The organism is Halobacillus sp. B23F22_5 (assembly GCF_043497085.1).
Lineage (GTDB): Bacteria > Bacillota > Bacilli > Bacillales > Halobacillaceae > Thalassobacillus.
The window spans coordinates 249666-263901 of sequence record NZ_JBIEKI010000004.1 but is presented as its reverse complement, the minus strand read 5'-3'; the positions used below and the strand labels follow the sequence as shown (position 1 = coordinate 263901).

Genomic DNA, 14236 nt, shown 5'->3' with positions numbered 1-14236 from the left:
CTGGGAAAACGGTGAGACTCCTGTGGGGTGAACATGATCGGTGAGATCCCGGAAGGCGAAGCCTGAGGAAGCTCACCACATGCCCACGGAAAGCGATCCGTTTTCCCAGCCACCATAACCGCAACCTAAAGCCTCGAAACTGAGTCTTCAGCAAAAGGGAGCTTTAACTGTAAAATCAACACTGAGAGTTAACAGAGCATTAGTTTTAAAAGCGAAAGCGCACGTTTAACAAGGATACGTGACAGTGAAAATTTTTAGTAGGAAGAAAAGCCGCGCTAAGCACCAGCATTGAGCGCGGCTTTCCTTATAGTTAATATCGACAAAGTAGTAAAGGGAGAAGATGGTTATGCTCAAGGGAAAGCGGATTGTACTCGGTGTTTCCGGAGGAATCGCCGTTTATAAAGCGAGCGCATTGACAAGCAAGCTGGTCCAGGCGGGCGCCGAGGTCAAAGTAATCATGACAGAAAGTGCAAGGGAATTCGTTACGCCGCTGACGTTCCAGGCCTTGTCGCGCAATCCAGTCTATACAGATACTTTCGATGAAAAAGACCCCCGCTACATTGCGCATATAGACCTCGCGGATTGGGCGGATTTATTTTTGATTGCACCAGCTACAGCCAATATTATCGGTAAGCTTGCTAATGGAATCGCGGATGATATGCTTTCTACGACACTGCTTGCGACAGAAGCGCCTGTCTATGTAGCACCAGCGATGAATGTACATATGTATGCACACCCTGCTGTCATTAAAAACATGAACACACTGGAGCAATGGGGCTACAAATTCATTGAACCTGGAGAAGGGTACCTCGCATGCGGCTATGTTGGCAAAGGACGGCTGGAAGAGCCGGAATCGATTGTACAGGTATTAGAAAATATTGATTCCCCTGGCTGGCTGCACGGTAAGCGCGTATTGATCACGGCTGGACCAACCCGGGAAAAGATCGATCCGGTCCGTTATTTCACAAACCCGTCTTCCGGTAAAATGGGCTTTGCTTTAGCAGAGGAAGCAGCAAGGCTAGGTGCAACGGTGACTCTTGTTGCAGGACCAGTGCAGCTGGAAACGCCTGCAGGGGTGAACCGGGTTGATGTGACAACAGCAGAGGAAATGTATCAGGCAGTCATTGCTAATTACAAGGGTCAGGATATTGTCATTAAATCGGCTGCTGTCGCTGATTACCGTCCGGCAGTCACTTATGATAAAAAAATGAAAAAACAACCTGGCGATTACGTCGTTGAAATGGAACGGACCAAAGATATACTGAAGAAGCTGGGTGAAGAAAAGGACCGGCAGTACCTCGTAGGTTTTGCAGCGGAAACGGACAATCCCGTCCGTTATGGGAAAGAAAAGCTCGAAAAGAAAAACCTGGATGCCATCGTAATTAATAATGTGGCTGCTGAAGGGGCAGGGTTCGGACATGATACGAATAGAGCGGTATACATCAATCATAAGTTCGAAGAAACAGAACTGCCGATGATGAGTAAAAAACAATTGGCACAAACCATATTCAACCAGATTAAGTTGGATTGGCCTCATGAGTAGTTTAGACATTGCCCGTGTCGTCGTGGATGTCCCATCTTCACAGACCAATCGCCCCTTTGATTATCGAATTCCGTCTAAATATCAAGGTATCGTCCAGCCAGGTGTCCGGGTCATTGTTCCATTCGGACCAAGGAAAGTCATGGGGTACGTTGTAGCCCTCACCGATGAAAGTGAGTTCGATAAACTGAAGCCTGTTTCCGATGTACTTGATCTTACTCCGATTTTAACCAAAGAACTGATCGGACTCGGAAAATGGCTGACAGAACAGACGTTGAGCTTCTATATTTCATCATTCCAGGTCATGCTCCCACAGGTCCTTAAGGCTAAATATAGAAAAGAGTTATGGCGCCAGGATGAAGAACTGCTCCCTGAAGCTTTAGAGCAGCTTTTTGCCGGCCGTGACGTGATTGATTTTGAAGAGTTCGAGCAGACAGGCATCAGTTATCGCCAGCTGCAAAAAACGATTCATGATGGTCTGATTGATGTCCATTACGAGGTCAAAAGCAAGGAAACGAAGAAAACGACCAGAATGATACAGCCAGGAAAAGAACCAATGGAATTAGAAGAAGCGACGATTGATTTGCCGAAGCAGGCAGTGAAGCAAAAAGAAATCGTCCAATTTTTTATTGATAATCCAGAACCTGTATCTCAGAAGCATTTGCTGCAACAGTTATCGACTACCCGTGCGTCATTAAAGCCATTAATAGAAAAAGGGCTTCTTGAAGAATTCAAACAGGAAGTATACAGGGACCCTTATCAAAATAGACAATTCGAACGTACCGAGCCGTTTGCCCTGACAGAAGAACAGCAGGAAGCGATTGCTCCGGTTCTCGCCAGCATTGAAGATGACCGTCATGAAGTAATGCTGCTGCACGGCGTTACCGGTAGTGGTAAAACGGAAGTTTACTTACAGTCGATACAACAGGTGATCGATAAAGGAATGGAAGCGGTCATGCTCGTTCCTGAGATAGCTCTGACCCCACAGATGGTAGAGCGTTTTAAAGGGAGGTTCGGCTCCCGGGTTGCTGTCATGCATAGTGCGTTATCAGCAGGCGAGAAATATGATGAATGGCGGAAAATCCAACGAAAAGAAGTTCAGGTGGTTGTGGGCGCCCGCTCGGCCATATTCGCACCCTTTACGAATCTTGGCATTATCATTATTGATGAAGAGCACGAAACAAGCTATAAACAAGAAGATCACCCCCGGTACCATGCAAGGGACGTTGCCATTTACCGCGGAGAACGCCATCAGTGTCCAGTCATACTCGGGAGCGCGACGCCTACACTGGAAACCTTTGCCCGTGCTAAAAAAGGAAACTACCAGCTGTTGACACTATCCAAACGGATGAACGATGCCACGATGCCGGAAGTAGAATTAGTCGACATGCGGGAGGAATTGCATGCCGGCAACCGCTCGATGTTTTCCAGGGCGTTGATGGAAAGTATGGAGGAACGACTCAGGCGAAAAGAACAGGTGGTTCTGTTTTTGAACCGGCGCGGTTATTCAACATTCGTGATGTGCCGGGATTGCGGTTATGTCAGCGAGTGTCCACACTGTGATATCGCGCTCACGTATCATCGCAGACAGGAACGGTTAAAATGCCACTATTGTGGCTATGATGAACCCCTGCCAAGCAGGTGTCCGGAATGTGAAAGTGATTCGATTCGCTATTTCGGCACCGGAACACAAAAAGTGGAGGAAAATCTGCAGCAATTGCTGCCGGAAGCAAGAGTAGTACGGATGGATGTCGATACGACCAGAAGGAAAGGCGCCCATGAAAAACTTCTGTCCCAATTCGGCCGGGGTGAAGCAGATATTCTATTGGGCACACAAATGATTGCCAAAGGTCTGGACTTCCAAAACGTGACACTGGTAGGGGTTCTGACAGCAGATTCTCTATTGAATCTCCCTGATTTCCGTTCAGCCGAAAAAACATTTCAACTATTGACGCAGGTCAGTGGACGAGCCGGGCGGCATTTGAAGCCGGGCGAAGTGATCGTTCAGACATATACACCGGAACATTACAGCATTGAGCTTGCCAGTCAGTATGATTACACGCAATTTTTCAATCATGAAATGAAACTCCGAAAGGCATTTCAATATCCGCCTTTTTATTTTTTGACGTTGATTACCGTTTCCCACCCTAATCAGTTGAAAGCCCAGGAGGTCACCCAGAAAATATGCAAGTTCCTGAAAGGTAAGCTGTCGGATGGAGCCACCATTCTCGGCCCCACCCCTTCTGCCCTTGCGCGGATCAAAGATAGATATCGGTTTCAATGCATGATAAAATACAAGCAAGAACCAGAGCAGCGGAAATTATTGAAAAAAGTACTGCATTATTATGATGAAGAAATTAGAAAGAATGAGCTGCAGATTTCGATTGATTTTCAACCATATCAGCTCATGTAAGAAGGGAGCCGCCAAATATGACAAAAATCGCATTTATGGGAACGCCTGATTTTGCCGTTCCCGTATTGGAACAATTAATCGACGACGGATATGAAATCGTACTGGCCGTCACACAGCCGGACAGGCCAAAAGGAAGAAAAAAGGTCATGACGCCGCCGCCTGTAAAAACGGCCGCCGAAAAACATGGCATCCCTGTCTTTCAGCCGGAAAAAATCCGTGATGAATTTGAAAAAGTCCTTGCCTATGAGCCTGAATTGATTGTTACTGCGGCCTTTGGCCAAATTTTGCCGAAATCGTTACTGGAAGCACCTAAACATGGTTGTATCAATGTACATGCTTCCTTACTTCCTGAACTGCGTGGAGGCGCGCCGATTCATTACGCTATTCTGCAAGGAAAAAAAGAAACTGGGATCACCATTATGTATATGGTGGAAAAGCTGGATGCCGGCGATATCCTTTCTCAGGTCAGGGTAGCGATCCAGGAAGAAGACCATGTCGGTACGTTACATGACAAACTTGCTCAAGCAGGAGCAGCGTTATTACATGAGACACTTCCACCATTGCTGGCCGGTGAAATCGAACCGGAGAAGCAGGATGAATCATCAGCCACCTTCGCGTCCAATATTAAACGAGGGCAAGAGGAAATCGATTGGAGCAGTGACCATGTCACCGTCTATAATCAGATTCGAGGGTTGCACCCATGGCCGGTTGCCTACACTTATTGGAGAGGCAGGCCGATGAAAATTTGGTGGGGCGAAAAAACGAGTGTCCCTGGAAACGGCGAGCCAGGTGAAATCGTGGACATTCAGGAAGACGGCTTTGTCGTTACCACCGGTGATGGAAAAGGCCTCAAGATCACGGAATTACAGCCTTCAGGAAAAAAACGAATGTCAGCGGTCGATTTCCTGAATGGGGCAGGAAGTCAGCTGGAACAAGGCGAAAAGTTAGGAGAAGCCAATGAGTAAATATGCGTTACGAGAAACAGCCCTCGATCTGCTGACAAGAATCGGCGATCAAGGAGGCTTCAGTCATGTTTTGATTGACCGGGCCATGAAAGAAGAAAAGTTGTCAGAGCGTGATGGCGCCCTGTTGACGGAAATCGTATATGGAACACTGCAGCGCCGTAACCTGCTCGCTTATTATGTCGATGACAGAATCAAAGGGAAGAAAAAGGTGAAATCCTGGGTGAAATGGCTGCTTTATATGTCTGTCTACCAAATGCAGTTTCTAGATAAAGTACCGGATCACGCCATTATCCATGAAGCTGTCGAGATTTCAAAAAAACGGGGACATAAAGGGATCGCTTCTCTGGTAAATGGAGTATTACGTAATATTCAGCGTGAAGGGGTGCCGGATACCAGTAAGATCCACGACCCGGTCCAAAGACTTGCTATCGAAACCAGTCATCCTGAATGGCTCGTTGCCAGTTGGGTGGATATGTATGGGCTGGAAACAACACGGGAAATGTGTAACACCAACCTGACACACAAGGTTGTCAGCGTCCGGGTACAGCCGATGAAAGCCGACAGGGAAGAGGTCATCGACCAGTTGACTAATGATGGGTTTGAGGTAGAAGCTTCCAAACTTTCCCCGCAGGGAATTTTAATTCATAAAGGCAATATACTAAAACATGGTTTATTCCAAAATGGTATCGTGACGATCCAGGATCAAAGTTCCATGTTAGTCGGCGAGATGATGGACGTCCAACCGGGAATGGAAGTGCTGGATGCCTGTAGTGCTCCTGGTGGAAAGACCACGCATATTGCTGAGAAAATGCAAAATGAAGGCAAGATCATCGCTTACGACCTCCATGCCAAGAAGGCAAAATTGGTTTCCGAAAAAGCGAAGCAGCTCGACCTTCACATCATTGAAGCAGTGCAGGCGGACAGCCGCGAGCTTGGTGAGAAACACCAAGTGGAAAGTTTCGACAGAATCCTGCTCGACGCACCTTGTTCAGGGCTTGGCGTTCTTCGCAGCAAGCCTGATATCAAGTATCATAAGCAGGAAAAGGATATATTGGTACTGTCATCGATACAGGACGAATTGCTGGAAAGCATGGCTCCACTTTTGAAAAAGGGAGGCAAGCTGGTATATAGTACATGTACAGTTGACCAACGCGAGAACGAACACGTCATCCAACGGTTTCTAAACAACCATCCTGAATATACGATTGACCCATCTTTCACCAGGGACCTTCCAGATGAGTTGCGGGAGGCACCAGGACTAAGCGAATATGGTTTGCAGCTATTTCCACAGCATTATGATACCGATGGGTTCTTTTTGACAAGGCTGATCAAGCTTGATTAAATCAGAATGAAATAGTAACTTAGCGTAACAGAAGACGAGGTGAAATGATGAACGGTTATTTTTTGACAGACAGGGGCCAGGTAAGAAATCATAACGAAGATGCGGGAGGCCTTTTTGTTAATGGCCGGCACCAGACACTTGCCGTTGTAGCGGATGGAATGGGCGGTCATCTAGCCGGGGATGTGGCTAGTGAAATGGCTACATCCTACTTACATAATCATTGGCAGAGTGCTGATAAAATTACATCACCAGACCAGGCAGAAGAGTGGCTGGAGCAAGCCATCCATTCCATTAACCAAACGATTCTGGAGCATTCGAGGGCGAATGAGGAATGCAAAGGGATGGGCACGACCATAGTTGCTGCCATTTGTACGACTGAGTTCATTACAATCGCACATATTGGAGACAGCAGATGTTATTTAGCGAATCATTATGGGTTCAAACAGGTAACAGAAGATCATTCTTTAGTAAATGAGCTGGTGCGTTCCGGGCAAATAACCAAAGAAGATGCAGAGCAGCATCCGCGTAAGAATGTTTTATTGAAGGCGCTTGGCACGGAGCCGGATCTTACTATTGATGTAAAGACTTTAGGGTGGGAACAGAATGATGTATTGCTGCTTTGCAGTGATGGGTTGACGAACAAACTGAATGACGAGGAATTGTTTGAACTGGTGAAAAATCCCCTGGAGCTGGAAGAAGCAGCTAACAAACTGGTCCAAATCGCAAATGAGCGTGGCGGAGAAGATAATATCACCCTTGCTCTCGTACATTATGACCACTCGACTGAGAAAGAGGGTGGCTCCTAATGCTGAACAACCGCCTGTTGAACGAACGATATTTGATCAAGGAAATGATCGGCGGCGGGGGTATGGCAAATGTCTACCTGGGAAAAGATACGATTCTGGAACGTGAGGTAGCGATTAAGGTATTGCGGTTGGAGTATGGCAATGACGAAGAATTCATCGCCCGTTTCCACCGGGAAGCCCAATCGGCGACCAGCCTCTCCCATCCGAATATCGTCAATATCTACGATGTGGGTGAAGAGGACGATATCTATTATATGGTGATGGAACACATTGACGGAATGACGTTGAAAAAATACATACAGCTTCATAGTCCCGTTGATGTTACTGCTGCTATTGATATTATGCAGCAAGTTACTTCTGCCATCGCTCATGCGCATGATAACGAAATCGTTCATCGGGATATCAAACCAGAAAATATTCTGATCGATCATTACGGTCAAGTGAAAGTCACCGATTTTGGGATTGCCATGGCTTTAAGCGCAACAGCATTAACCCAGACCAACTCTATTCTGGGTTCCGTCCACTATCTCTCACCAGAACAGGCAAGAGGCGGGGTCGCTACTAAAAAATCCGATATTTATTCCATGGGAATCGTCATGTTCGAGCTGTTGACAGGACGTCTTCCATTCTCAGGAGAGTCTGCTGTATCCGTGGCATTGAAACATTTACAGAATGATACACCATCCTTGAAAAGATGGAATCCGGATCTTCCACAAAGCGTTGAGAATGTCGTATTGAAAGCGACAGCTAAAGATCCGCTCCAACGTTATGCAAATGTGCATGAGATGGAAGATGACATGGAGACCGCATTGGATCCGGCACGAATGGATGAAGCCCCTTTTGTGATCGAAGATGATTTGGATGAGAAAACTAAGGCGATTCCAGTCATTACAAAAGAGGCATTTGAAAATAACCATAATGATGAAACCATTGTCCATACCAACGGCAAAAGCCATGCCACAAAGCCAGTCGAAGTCGTGGCTGATAAAAAACAGAGCCAGCCGGTAAAGAAAAAAGAAAAAAAGAAAAAGAAGGTCTGGCCATGGGTATTGACAATATTTTTAATTCTTTTAGCTGCCGGGGCAGCGGCCTTATTTGTGCCAGGGTTATTAGAGCCGAAAGACGTTGAAATGATTGATGTCAAAGGTATGGAATATGAAGAAGCATATAGTGAACTTAGAAATTTGAACCTTCAGGTAGAAAGAGAAACCGAATTTTCTGATAGTGTGGAAGAAGGAGATGTAGTCAGAACGGATCCTGAAGCGGGCGAAACGATCAAAGAGGGGTCCACCGTCACTGTTTACTCCAGCGAAGGGAAAGAAACCACTACGCTCGGAGATTACGTCGGTGATGATTATGAGCAAACGAAAACCATATTAGAAGATAATGGTTTTAGCGAAATAGAGGCTTTTTATAAAGAGTCACCAGAATATGAAGAAGGGAAGATTATAGCGCAGATTCCACAGGCTGATCAAGAGGTAGTGCCTGAAGATACAACGATCATACTTACTGTCAGCTCAGGACCACCTCCTATAGAAATAGAATCATTAATTGGAAAAAGCCAATCAGAAGCGGAGTCCTATTTAGAGGAAAATAATTTAAAAGTGAATGTCCAACAAGTATACTCGGATGATACAGGGAAAGGGAAGGTCATGGAGCAAAAACCTTCCCCTGGTTCGGAAGTAGAGCAAGGATCGACCGTTACGATTGAGGTCTCTATGGGACCTGAAGCCAAACCACGTACCCACACAGAGACGGTAACGGTTAAATATGAACCTCCTGAAGATGAAACACAAAATGAGGACAATCCGGAACAGGATGATGAGAATCCAGATGGTGAGAACCAGGATGGTGAAAACCAGGATGGTGAAAATAAAGACAACCCTCCAGAAGAAGAACCACCTGGACAGGAAGTGATCATTTATGTGCAGGATAATGATTCAAATGGGGATGAAGTATACAAAAATGCGACCATAACGGAAGATACGGAATTCGAGATTGAATTGAGCATAGCTCCTGGTTCACAGGCCAGTTATCAAGTCCTCCGGGACGGGGAAGTTTATAAGGAACAAACGATTGAGTATTAGGATGGTGAAATAATGCCGGTAGGAAAAATCACGAAAGCATTAAGTGGCTTTTATTATGTCTATTCAGAGGGGAAAGTGTATCAATGTAAAGGCAGAGGGGTGTTCCGTAAACAAAAAATCACCCCTTTGGTGGGAGATGAAGTCACCTTTGAAGCGGAAAACCAGAAAGAAGGGTACGTCCTTTCGATCGAAAAACGCAAAAATGAGTTAGTACGGCCACCCGTTGCGAATGTCGACCAGGCATTGATCATGACCTCTGCGAAAGACCCGGCATTCAATCCTTTACTCCTGGATCGTTTTCTTGTGCTGGTGGAAGCTATTCGGATTGAGCCATTAATTGTCATATCAAAAGTAGATGGGGCAAAGGAAGAAGCAGACATACGTGCTTACCAGGAGCTCTATCAGCAGGCGGGTTATACTGTCATATTAACATCGAAGGAAAAAGACATAGCGCTTGAGGAGATCCAATCACACTTCACAGGTAAAATCACGGTCGTTGCCGGTCAGTCGGGAGTCGGCAAGTCCACCTTATTGAATCACCTGGACCCGGAATTGGATATCGAAACAAATGAGATTTCTGAAAGTCTTGGCCGAGGTAAACACACTACCCGGCATGTGGAATTATTTGAAATTAACGGTGGGTTAGTAGCAGACACACCTGGTTTCAGTTCACTGGAATTCCAGGAGCTTGAAGAGGATCAGCTGCCGGAATGCTTTCCGGAGTTCAGGGAAGTTCAACACTTATGCAAATTCCGGGGATGTCTCCATAAAAAAGAGCCGAAATGTGCGGTGAAGGCAGCTGTTGATAACGGCGAAATAGCCAGTAAGCGCTACGAACATTACCTGCAATTTTTAGAAGAAATACAAACGAGAAAGCCGAGGTATTGAAACAATGACAAAAATAGCACCTTCTATATTATCCGCAGATTTTGCAAAACTGGGACATGAAATTCAGGAAGTGGTAGATGGGGGAGCGGACTATATCCATATTGATGTCATGGACGGTCATTTTGTTCCTAACATCACGATTGGTCCTTTAATTGTCGATGCTGTACGTCCAGTTACTGACCTGCCTCTCGATGTCCACCTGATGATTGAGAATGCCGAACAATATATCGAAGCTTTTGCTAAAGCGGGAGCTGATATTATAACTGTACACCAGGAAGCTAATGTGCACCTGCACCGGACGATCCAGTTAATAAAAAGCCATGGAGTAAAAGCCGGGGTCGTCATCAATCCTGCTACACCAGCGGAAGCAATTAAACCAATTCTAGCGGATGTCGATCTTGTTTTACTTATGACGGTCAATCCTGGCTTCGGCGGTCAGTCATTCATTGAATCGGTAGTACCGAAAATTCAGCAGATTGCTGACTGGAGAAAAGAAATGGACCTCTCGTTTGAAATTGAAATTGATGGAGGGGTTAATTCAGAGACGGCTAAGACTTGTGTCGAGGCTGGCGCTGATGTGCTTGTTGCCGGAAGTGCTGTTTTTAATAAAGAAGACAGAAAAGCAGCCATTGAAGCAATAAAGAATGCTTATTAAACTATGCCAGCCGCACATTGTGCGGCTGTTTTCCGTTAGGAGTGGTGCAGATGAAACGAATTGCCATAGTCGGAGGAGGGCCGAAGCGGTATATCCCTCAGTTAAATGCATACCATGAAGAAAGCATGGTTTGGATAGGTGCCGATCAGGGAGCTGAAGTACTTTACGAACAAGGAATTCCGATGCAGTTGGCGATTGGAGACTTTGACTCAGTGACAGATAATCGCCTCGATGAAATAAGAGGGTATGCAGGGGTTACGGAGGTTTATCCAGAGGAAAAAGATGATACAGATTTAGAACTTGCACTCAAAGCAGCAATCCAGGAACAGCCTGACGAAATCTATTTATTTGGAGTGACCGGCGGGCGGATCGACCACACCCTCGCCAATGTCCATTTGCTTCATCAGACGGACCGGGCTGGAATCAAGGCAATCATCATCGATAAGCAGAACCATATCGAACTGACTACTCCGGGGGAACATCAGGTACAAAAAAATGACAGCTACCCTTATTTATCATTCATTCCTATGTCCTTGACAGTAGAACAACTGACGCTTCACGGTTTTTATTACCCGCTTGAAAATAAAACTCTCCCTATCGGGTCGACTCTTTGCATGTCAAACAAGCTAGTTAAAGAATATGGTACTTTTTCATACAGCCAAGGCATACTATTGTTAATAAGGAGTCGAGATAGTTGAGCGCGCGCACCATACAGCTTGTCTGCAAGTAGTGATTTGGGAAAGAGGAGGGGGACTCATTGAAATTTTATACCATTAAACTCCCAAAATTCATTGGTGGCTTCGTAAGAGCTGTCATAGGAACCTTTAAAAAAGGGTAACAAAAAAAGCACCCCAGCGCAGGGTGCTTTTTTTGTACTTTAAAAGTGTAAATGATATCCCGTGTTAAAGTAAATGATATGCGCCCGGGTATGCAGGCGCAGTCCTGCGTAATTATACGCGCGTTACTTTACCAGATTTAAGTGCACGGGCAGATACATAAACTTTTTTAGGCTTGCCATCAACCAGAATGCGTACTTTTTGTACGTTAGCCTTGAAATTACGTTTATTAGCGTTCATTGCGTGTGAACGATTGTTACCTGAAGTAGTTTTGCGTCCTGTTACAACACATTTACGTCCCATGGTAATCCCTCCTAGTGCTTACAAGTATATCTTGAAATACTTATACAATGTATCATAATGGACAGTGGATTGCAATAATTGCTGTTAAATTATATCAAGAATTTTCACTTGACAGAACGGGGTAATTAATCCAAAGTATTATAGGGGCAATCTTTAATCTACGGATGCCTGTACCAGATGAGGAGTTAAGTGATAATCCTTGCATACTTGAGAATGTGTTATAATATAGGGAATAAACTTATAGGGACGAAGGAGGATCATCATGTCTGTTGATATGAATACCAAATATGGTCAAGTAACAATCAGTAACGAAGTTATTTCTACTATTGCAGGTGGAGCCGCAGTCGAATGCTACGGAATCGTAGGGATGGCTTCCAAAAGCCAGCTGCGTGATGGTATCGCGGAGATTCTCAGAAAAGAGAATTTTTCCAAAGGCGTGGTGGTCAGACAGGAAGAAGACACGCTGCATATCGATATGTACATTATTGTCAGCTACGGGACAAAGATTTCCGAAGTTGCGCATAACGTCCAATCTCAAGTGAAATATACATTGAATAAGACAGTAGGATTATCCGTAAACTCTGTGAACATCTATATTCAGGGTGTTCGCGTTTCCGCTGAATAATCCAATCAATCAAACAGACAAACTAGCAGATATAGAGGAGGAAGCAGGTGTGACGGTTAAAATGTTGGACGGCAAAACGTTCGGAGAAATGGTGTTGGCAGGCGCGCAGCATCTGACTAACAACGCTGATACGATCGATGCATTGAACGTCTTTCCCGTTCCTGATGGTGATACAGGTACGAATATGAATTTATCAATGACCTCAGGTGCCAATGAGGTAAGAAATGTGGAGAATAACCATACCGGGGATGTAGCCCAGGCGCTGGCGAAAGGTTTATTGATGGGGGCACGTGGGAACTCAGGTGTCATCCTGTCTCAATTATTCCGTGGCTTCGGAAAAGAACTTGCTCAAAAAGAATCGTGTAATACAAAGGAGTTCGCCCAGGCATTGCAGTCTGGAGTTGAAACTGCATATAAGGCAGTGATGAAGCCGGTGGAAGGGACAATTTTGACAGTAGCAAAAGAATCAGCAGAAGCGGCAGTCAAAGCAGCTAAAAAAGAAGAAGATATGATCGCTTTTCTGGAGGAAGTCGTTAAAGAGGCCAAGGCATCTTTAAAACGAACTCCGGATCTTCTTCCTGTCCTGAAGGAAGTAGGCGTTGTAGACAGCGGCGGACAAGGCCTGGTGACGATCTATGAAGGGTTCCTTGCCAACCTGAAAGGTGAAACGTTACCAGAACCGGTAAGTTCTTCTTCCATGGACGAAATGGTAAATGCCGAGCATCATAAACTTGCCCAGGATTTTATGAATACCGAAGATATCGAATTCGGCTACTGCACAGAATTCATGGTCAAATTCGAAGAAGACAAGCTTCAGGAAAATCCCTATGACGAAGATAAATTCCGTAATGAGTTGAGCGAAATGGGAGATTCTCTGCTCGTGGTATCCGATGATGAACTGATTAAAGTACATGTCCATGTAGAATATCCGGGTGAAGCGATGACGCTTGGTCAGCGCTACGGAAGCCTCGTGAACATGAAAATCGAAAATATGCGCGAACAGCATACTTCTATCGTTGGCGACAAAAAAGGGAATAAAAAGCAACAACCGAAAGAGAAAGCGGAATACGGTATTATTACCGTATCCATGGGTGACGGACTCAAAAAAATGTTCGAAAGCCTCGGAGCTACGGTTGTCATCCAGGGCGGGCAGACGATGAATCCAAGCACGCAGGATATTTCTGAAGCTGTCAGCCAGGCTCATGCGAAAAACGTATTGATTTTGCCAAACAACAAAAATATCGTTATGGCTGCAGAGCAGGCGGCTGATCTTGCCGAAGATAACGTTGCTGTCATTCCGAGCAAGTCCATTCCTCAAGGGATGAGCGCTTTATTGGCATTCAATCCGGAAGCTGATCTTGAAACAAATCAGCAGGAAATGTCCGGTATGATGGAGCATGTAAAAACAGGACAGATCACCTACGCGGTACGTGATACACAAATAGATGGCTTGACTATCGAAAAGGATCATTTTATGGGAATTTTAGACGGCGATATCAAAGCTACGGATAAAGATAAAATCAAAACAGTCGAGAAATTACTCAAAGAAATGATCGACGAAGATGAAGATGAAATTCTGACTGTCCTTACCGGAGAAGATGCAACCCAGGAAGAAATCGATAAAATTGAATCCTTTATGGAAGAGGAATTCGAAGATATTGAAGTGGAGGTCCATCAAGGGGGACAGCCGATTTATTCTTTCATTTTTTCAGTTGAATAATAAATGGTATGAAAACCAAAAAAGGTCTAAATCAAATGAGATTTAGACCTTTTTTC

Annotated in this window: 13 protein-coding genes; 12 read left to right on the top strand and 1 reads right to left on the bottom strand. The window is 45.2% G+C overall.

Annotation, left to right across the window (positions count from 1 at the left end; translation table 11 throughout):
- The first annotated feature begins 346 nt into the window (after positions 1-346).
- The 10 genes from coaBC to spoVM are packed head-to-tail and all read left to right on the top strand — an operon-like array spanning position 347 to position 11534.
- The gene (gene coaBC, locus ACGTN9_RS08335) at positions 347-1543 is read left to right on the top strand and encodes a bifunctional phosphopantothenoylcysteine decarboxylase/phosphopantothenate--cysteine ligase CoaBC (RefSeq protein WP_499591874.1); all 1197 of its coding nucleotides are present in this window, start codon (positions 347-349) and stop codon (positions 1541-1543) included.
- On the top strand, positions 1536-3953 hold the full coding sequence (priA, locus tag ACGTN9_RS08330; protein ID WP_499591873.1) for a primosomal protein N': 2418 nt from the start codon (positions 1536-1538) through the stop codon (positions 3951-3953). Before coaBC ends, priA begins: the two co-directional genes overlap by 8 nt.
- Positions 3954-3970: 17 nt before the next feature.
- A complete protein-coding gene (fmt, locus tag ACGTN9_RS08325) occupies positions 3971-4918 on the top strand; it encodes a methionyl-tRNA formyltransferase (protein ID WP_499591872.1) in 948 nt (315 codons plus the stop codon).
- Positions 4911-6260, top strand: coding sequence for a 16S rRNA (cytosine(967)-C(5))-methyltransferase RsmB (rsmB, locus tag ACGTN9_RS08320; protein WP_499591871.1), 1350 nt, complete (start codon positions 4911-4913; stop codon positions 6258-6260). Before fmt ends, rsmB begins: the two co-directional genes overlap by 8 nt.
- A 47-nt stretch (positions 6261-6307) precedes the next feature.
- Positions 6308-7066, top strand: a complete 759-nt coding sequence (locus tag ACGTN9_RS08315; protein ID WP_499591870.1) for a Stp1/IreP family PP2C-type Ser/Thr phosphatase — start codon at positions 6308-6310, stop codon at positions 7064-7066.
- Entirely contained in the window at positions 7066-9153 is a 2088-nt protein-coding gene (gene pknB / locus ACGTN9_RS08310) for a Stk1 family PASTA domain-containing Ser/Thr kinase (RefSeq protein ID WP_499591869.1), read from the top strand. Before ACGTN9_RS08315 ends, pknB begins: the two co-directional genes overlap by 1 nt.
- A 12-nt stretch (positions 9154-9165) precedes the next feature.
- Positions 9166-10041, top strand: a complete 876-nt coding sequence (rsgA, locus tag ACGTN9_RS08305) for a ribosome small subunit-dependent GTPase A (RefSeq protein ID WP_499591868.1) — start codon at positions 9166-9168, stop codon at positions 10039-10041.
- 4 nt (positions 10042-10045) lie between these two features.
- Positions 10046-10696: a ribulose-phosphate 3-epimerase gene (gene rpe, locus ACGTN9_RS08300; RefSeq protein ID WP_499591867.1), complete on the top strand. Its 651-nt coding sequence runs from the start codon at positions 10046-10048 to the stop codon at positions 10694-10696.
- A 50-nt stretch (positions 10697-10746) separates the two neighbouring features.
- Positions 10747-11394 (top strand): thiamine diphosphokinase, encoded by a 648-nt coding sequence (locus ACGTN9_RS08295; protein WP_499591866.1) that lies wholly within the window; start codon positions 10747-10749, stop codon positions 11392-11394.
- A gap of 59 nt (positions 11395-11453) precedes the next feature.
- On the top strand, positions 11454-11534 hold the full coding sequence (gene spoVM, locus ACGTN9_RS08290; RefSeq protein WP_037985670.1) for a stage V sporulation protein SpoVM: 81 nt from the start codon (positions 11454-11456) through the stop codon (positions 11532-11534).
- Between the two features lie 112 nt (positions 11535-11646).
- Here the strand turns inward: spoVM and rpmB are convergent, their stop codons facing one another.
- The gene (rpmB, locus tag ACGTN9_RS08285; protein ID WP_028782733.1) at positions 11647-11835 is read right to left on the bottom strand and encodes a 50S ribosomal protein L28; all 189 of its coding nucleotides are present in this window, start codon (positions 11833-11835) and stop codon (positions 11647-11649) included.
- A 262-nt stretch (positions 11836-12097) separates the two neighbouring features.
- On the opposite strand from rpmB, the gene ACGTN9_RS08280 reads away from it, so the two are divergent.
- Entirely contained in the window at positions 12098-12460 is a 363-nt protein-coding gene (locus tag ACGTN9_RS08280) for an Asp23/Gls24 family envelope stress response protein (RefSeq protein WP_028782734.1), read from the top strand.
- Positions 12461-12509: 49 nt separating this feature from the next.
- Complete coding sequence (locus ACGTN9_RS08275) at positions 12510-14180, top strand: DAK2 domain-containing protein (RefSeq protein WP_499591865.1); 1671 nt, start codon at positions 12510-12512, stop codon at positions 14178-14180.
- Positions 14181-14236 lie beyond the last annotated feature (56 nt).

What these genes read in the sequence shown, in the direction of transcription:
- coaBC (WP_499591874.1), top strand. Translation starts at nt 347, where the DNA reads ATGCTCAAGGGAAAGCGGATTGTACTCGGTGTTTCCGGAGGAATCGCC.
- priA (WP_499591873.1), top strand. Translation starts at nt 1,536, where the DNA reads ATGAGTAGTTTAGACATTGCCCGTGTCGTCGTGGATGTCCCATCTTCA.
- fmt (WP_499591872.1), top strand. Translation starts at nt 3,971, where the DNA reads ATGACAAAAATCGCATTTATGGGAACGCCTGATTTTGCCGTTCCCGTA.
- rsmB (WP_499591871.1), top strand. Translation starts at nt 4,911, where the DNA reads ATGAGTAAATATGCGTTACGAGAAACAGCCCTCGATCTGCTGACAAGA.
- ACGTN9_RS08315 (WP_499591870.1), top strand. Translation starts at nt 6,308, where the DNA reads ATGAACGGTTATTTTTTGACAGACAGGGGCCAGGTAAGAAATCATAAC.
- pknB (WP_499591869.1), top strand. Translation starts at nt 7,066, where the DNA reads ATGCTGAACAACCGCCTGTTGAACGAACGATATTTGATCAAGGAAATG.
- rsgA (WP_499591868.1), top strand. Translation starts at nt 9,166, where the DNA reads ATGCCGGTAGGAAAAATCACGAAAGCATTAAGTGGCTTTTATTATGTC.
- rpe (WP_499591867.1), top strand. Translation starts at nt 10,046, where the DNA reads ATGACAAAAATAGCACCTTCTATATTATCCGCAGATTTTGCAAAACTG.
- ACGTN9_RS08295 (WP_499591866.1), top strand. Translation starts at nt 10,747, where the DNA reads ATGAAACGAATTGCCATAGTCGGAGGAGGGCCGAAGCGGTATATCCCT.
- rpmB (WP_028782733.1), bottom strand. Translation starts at nt 11,835, where the DNA reads ATGGGACGTAAATGTGTTGTAACAGGACGCAAAACTACTTCAGGTAAC.
- ACGTN9_RS08280 (WP_028782734.1), top strand. Translation starts at nt 12,098, where the DNA reads ATGTCTGTTGATATGAATACCAAATATGGTCAAGTAACAATCAGTAAC.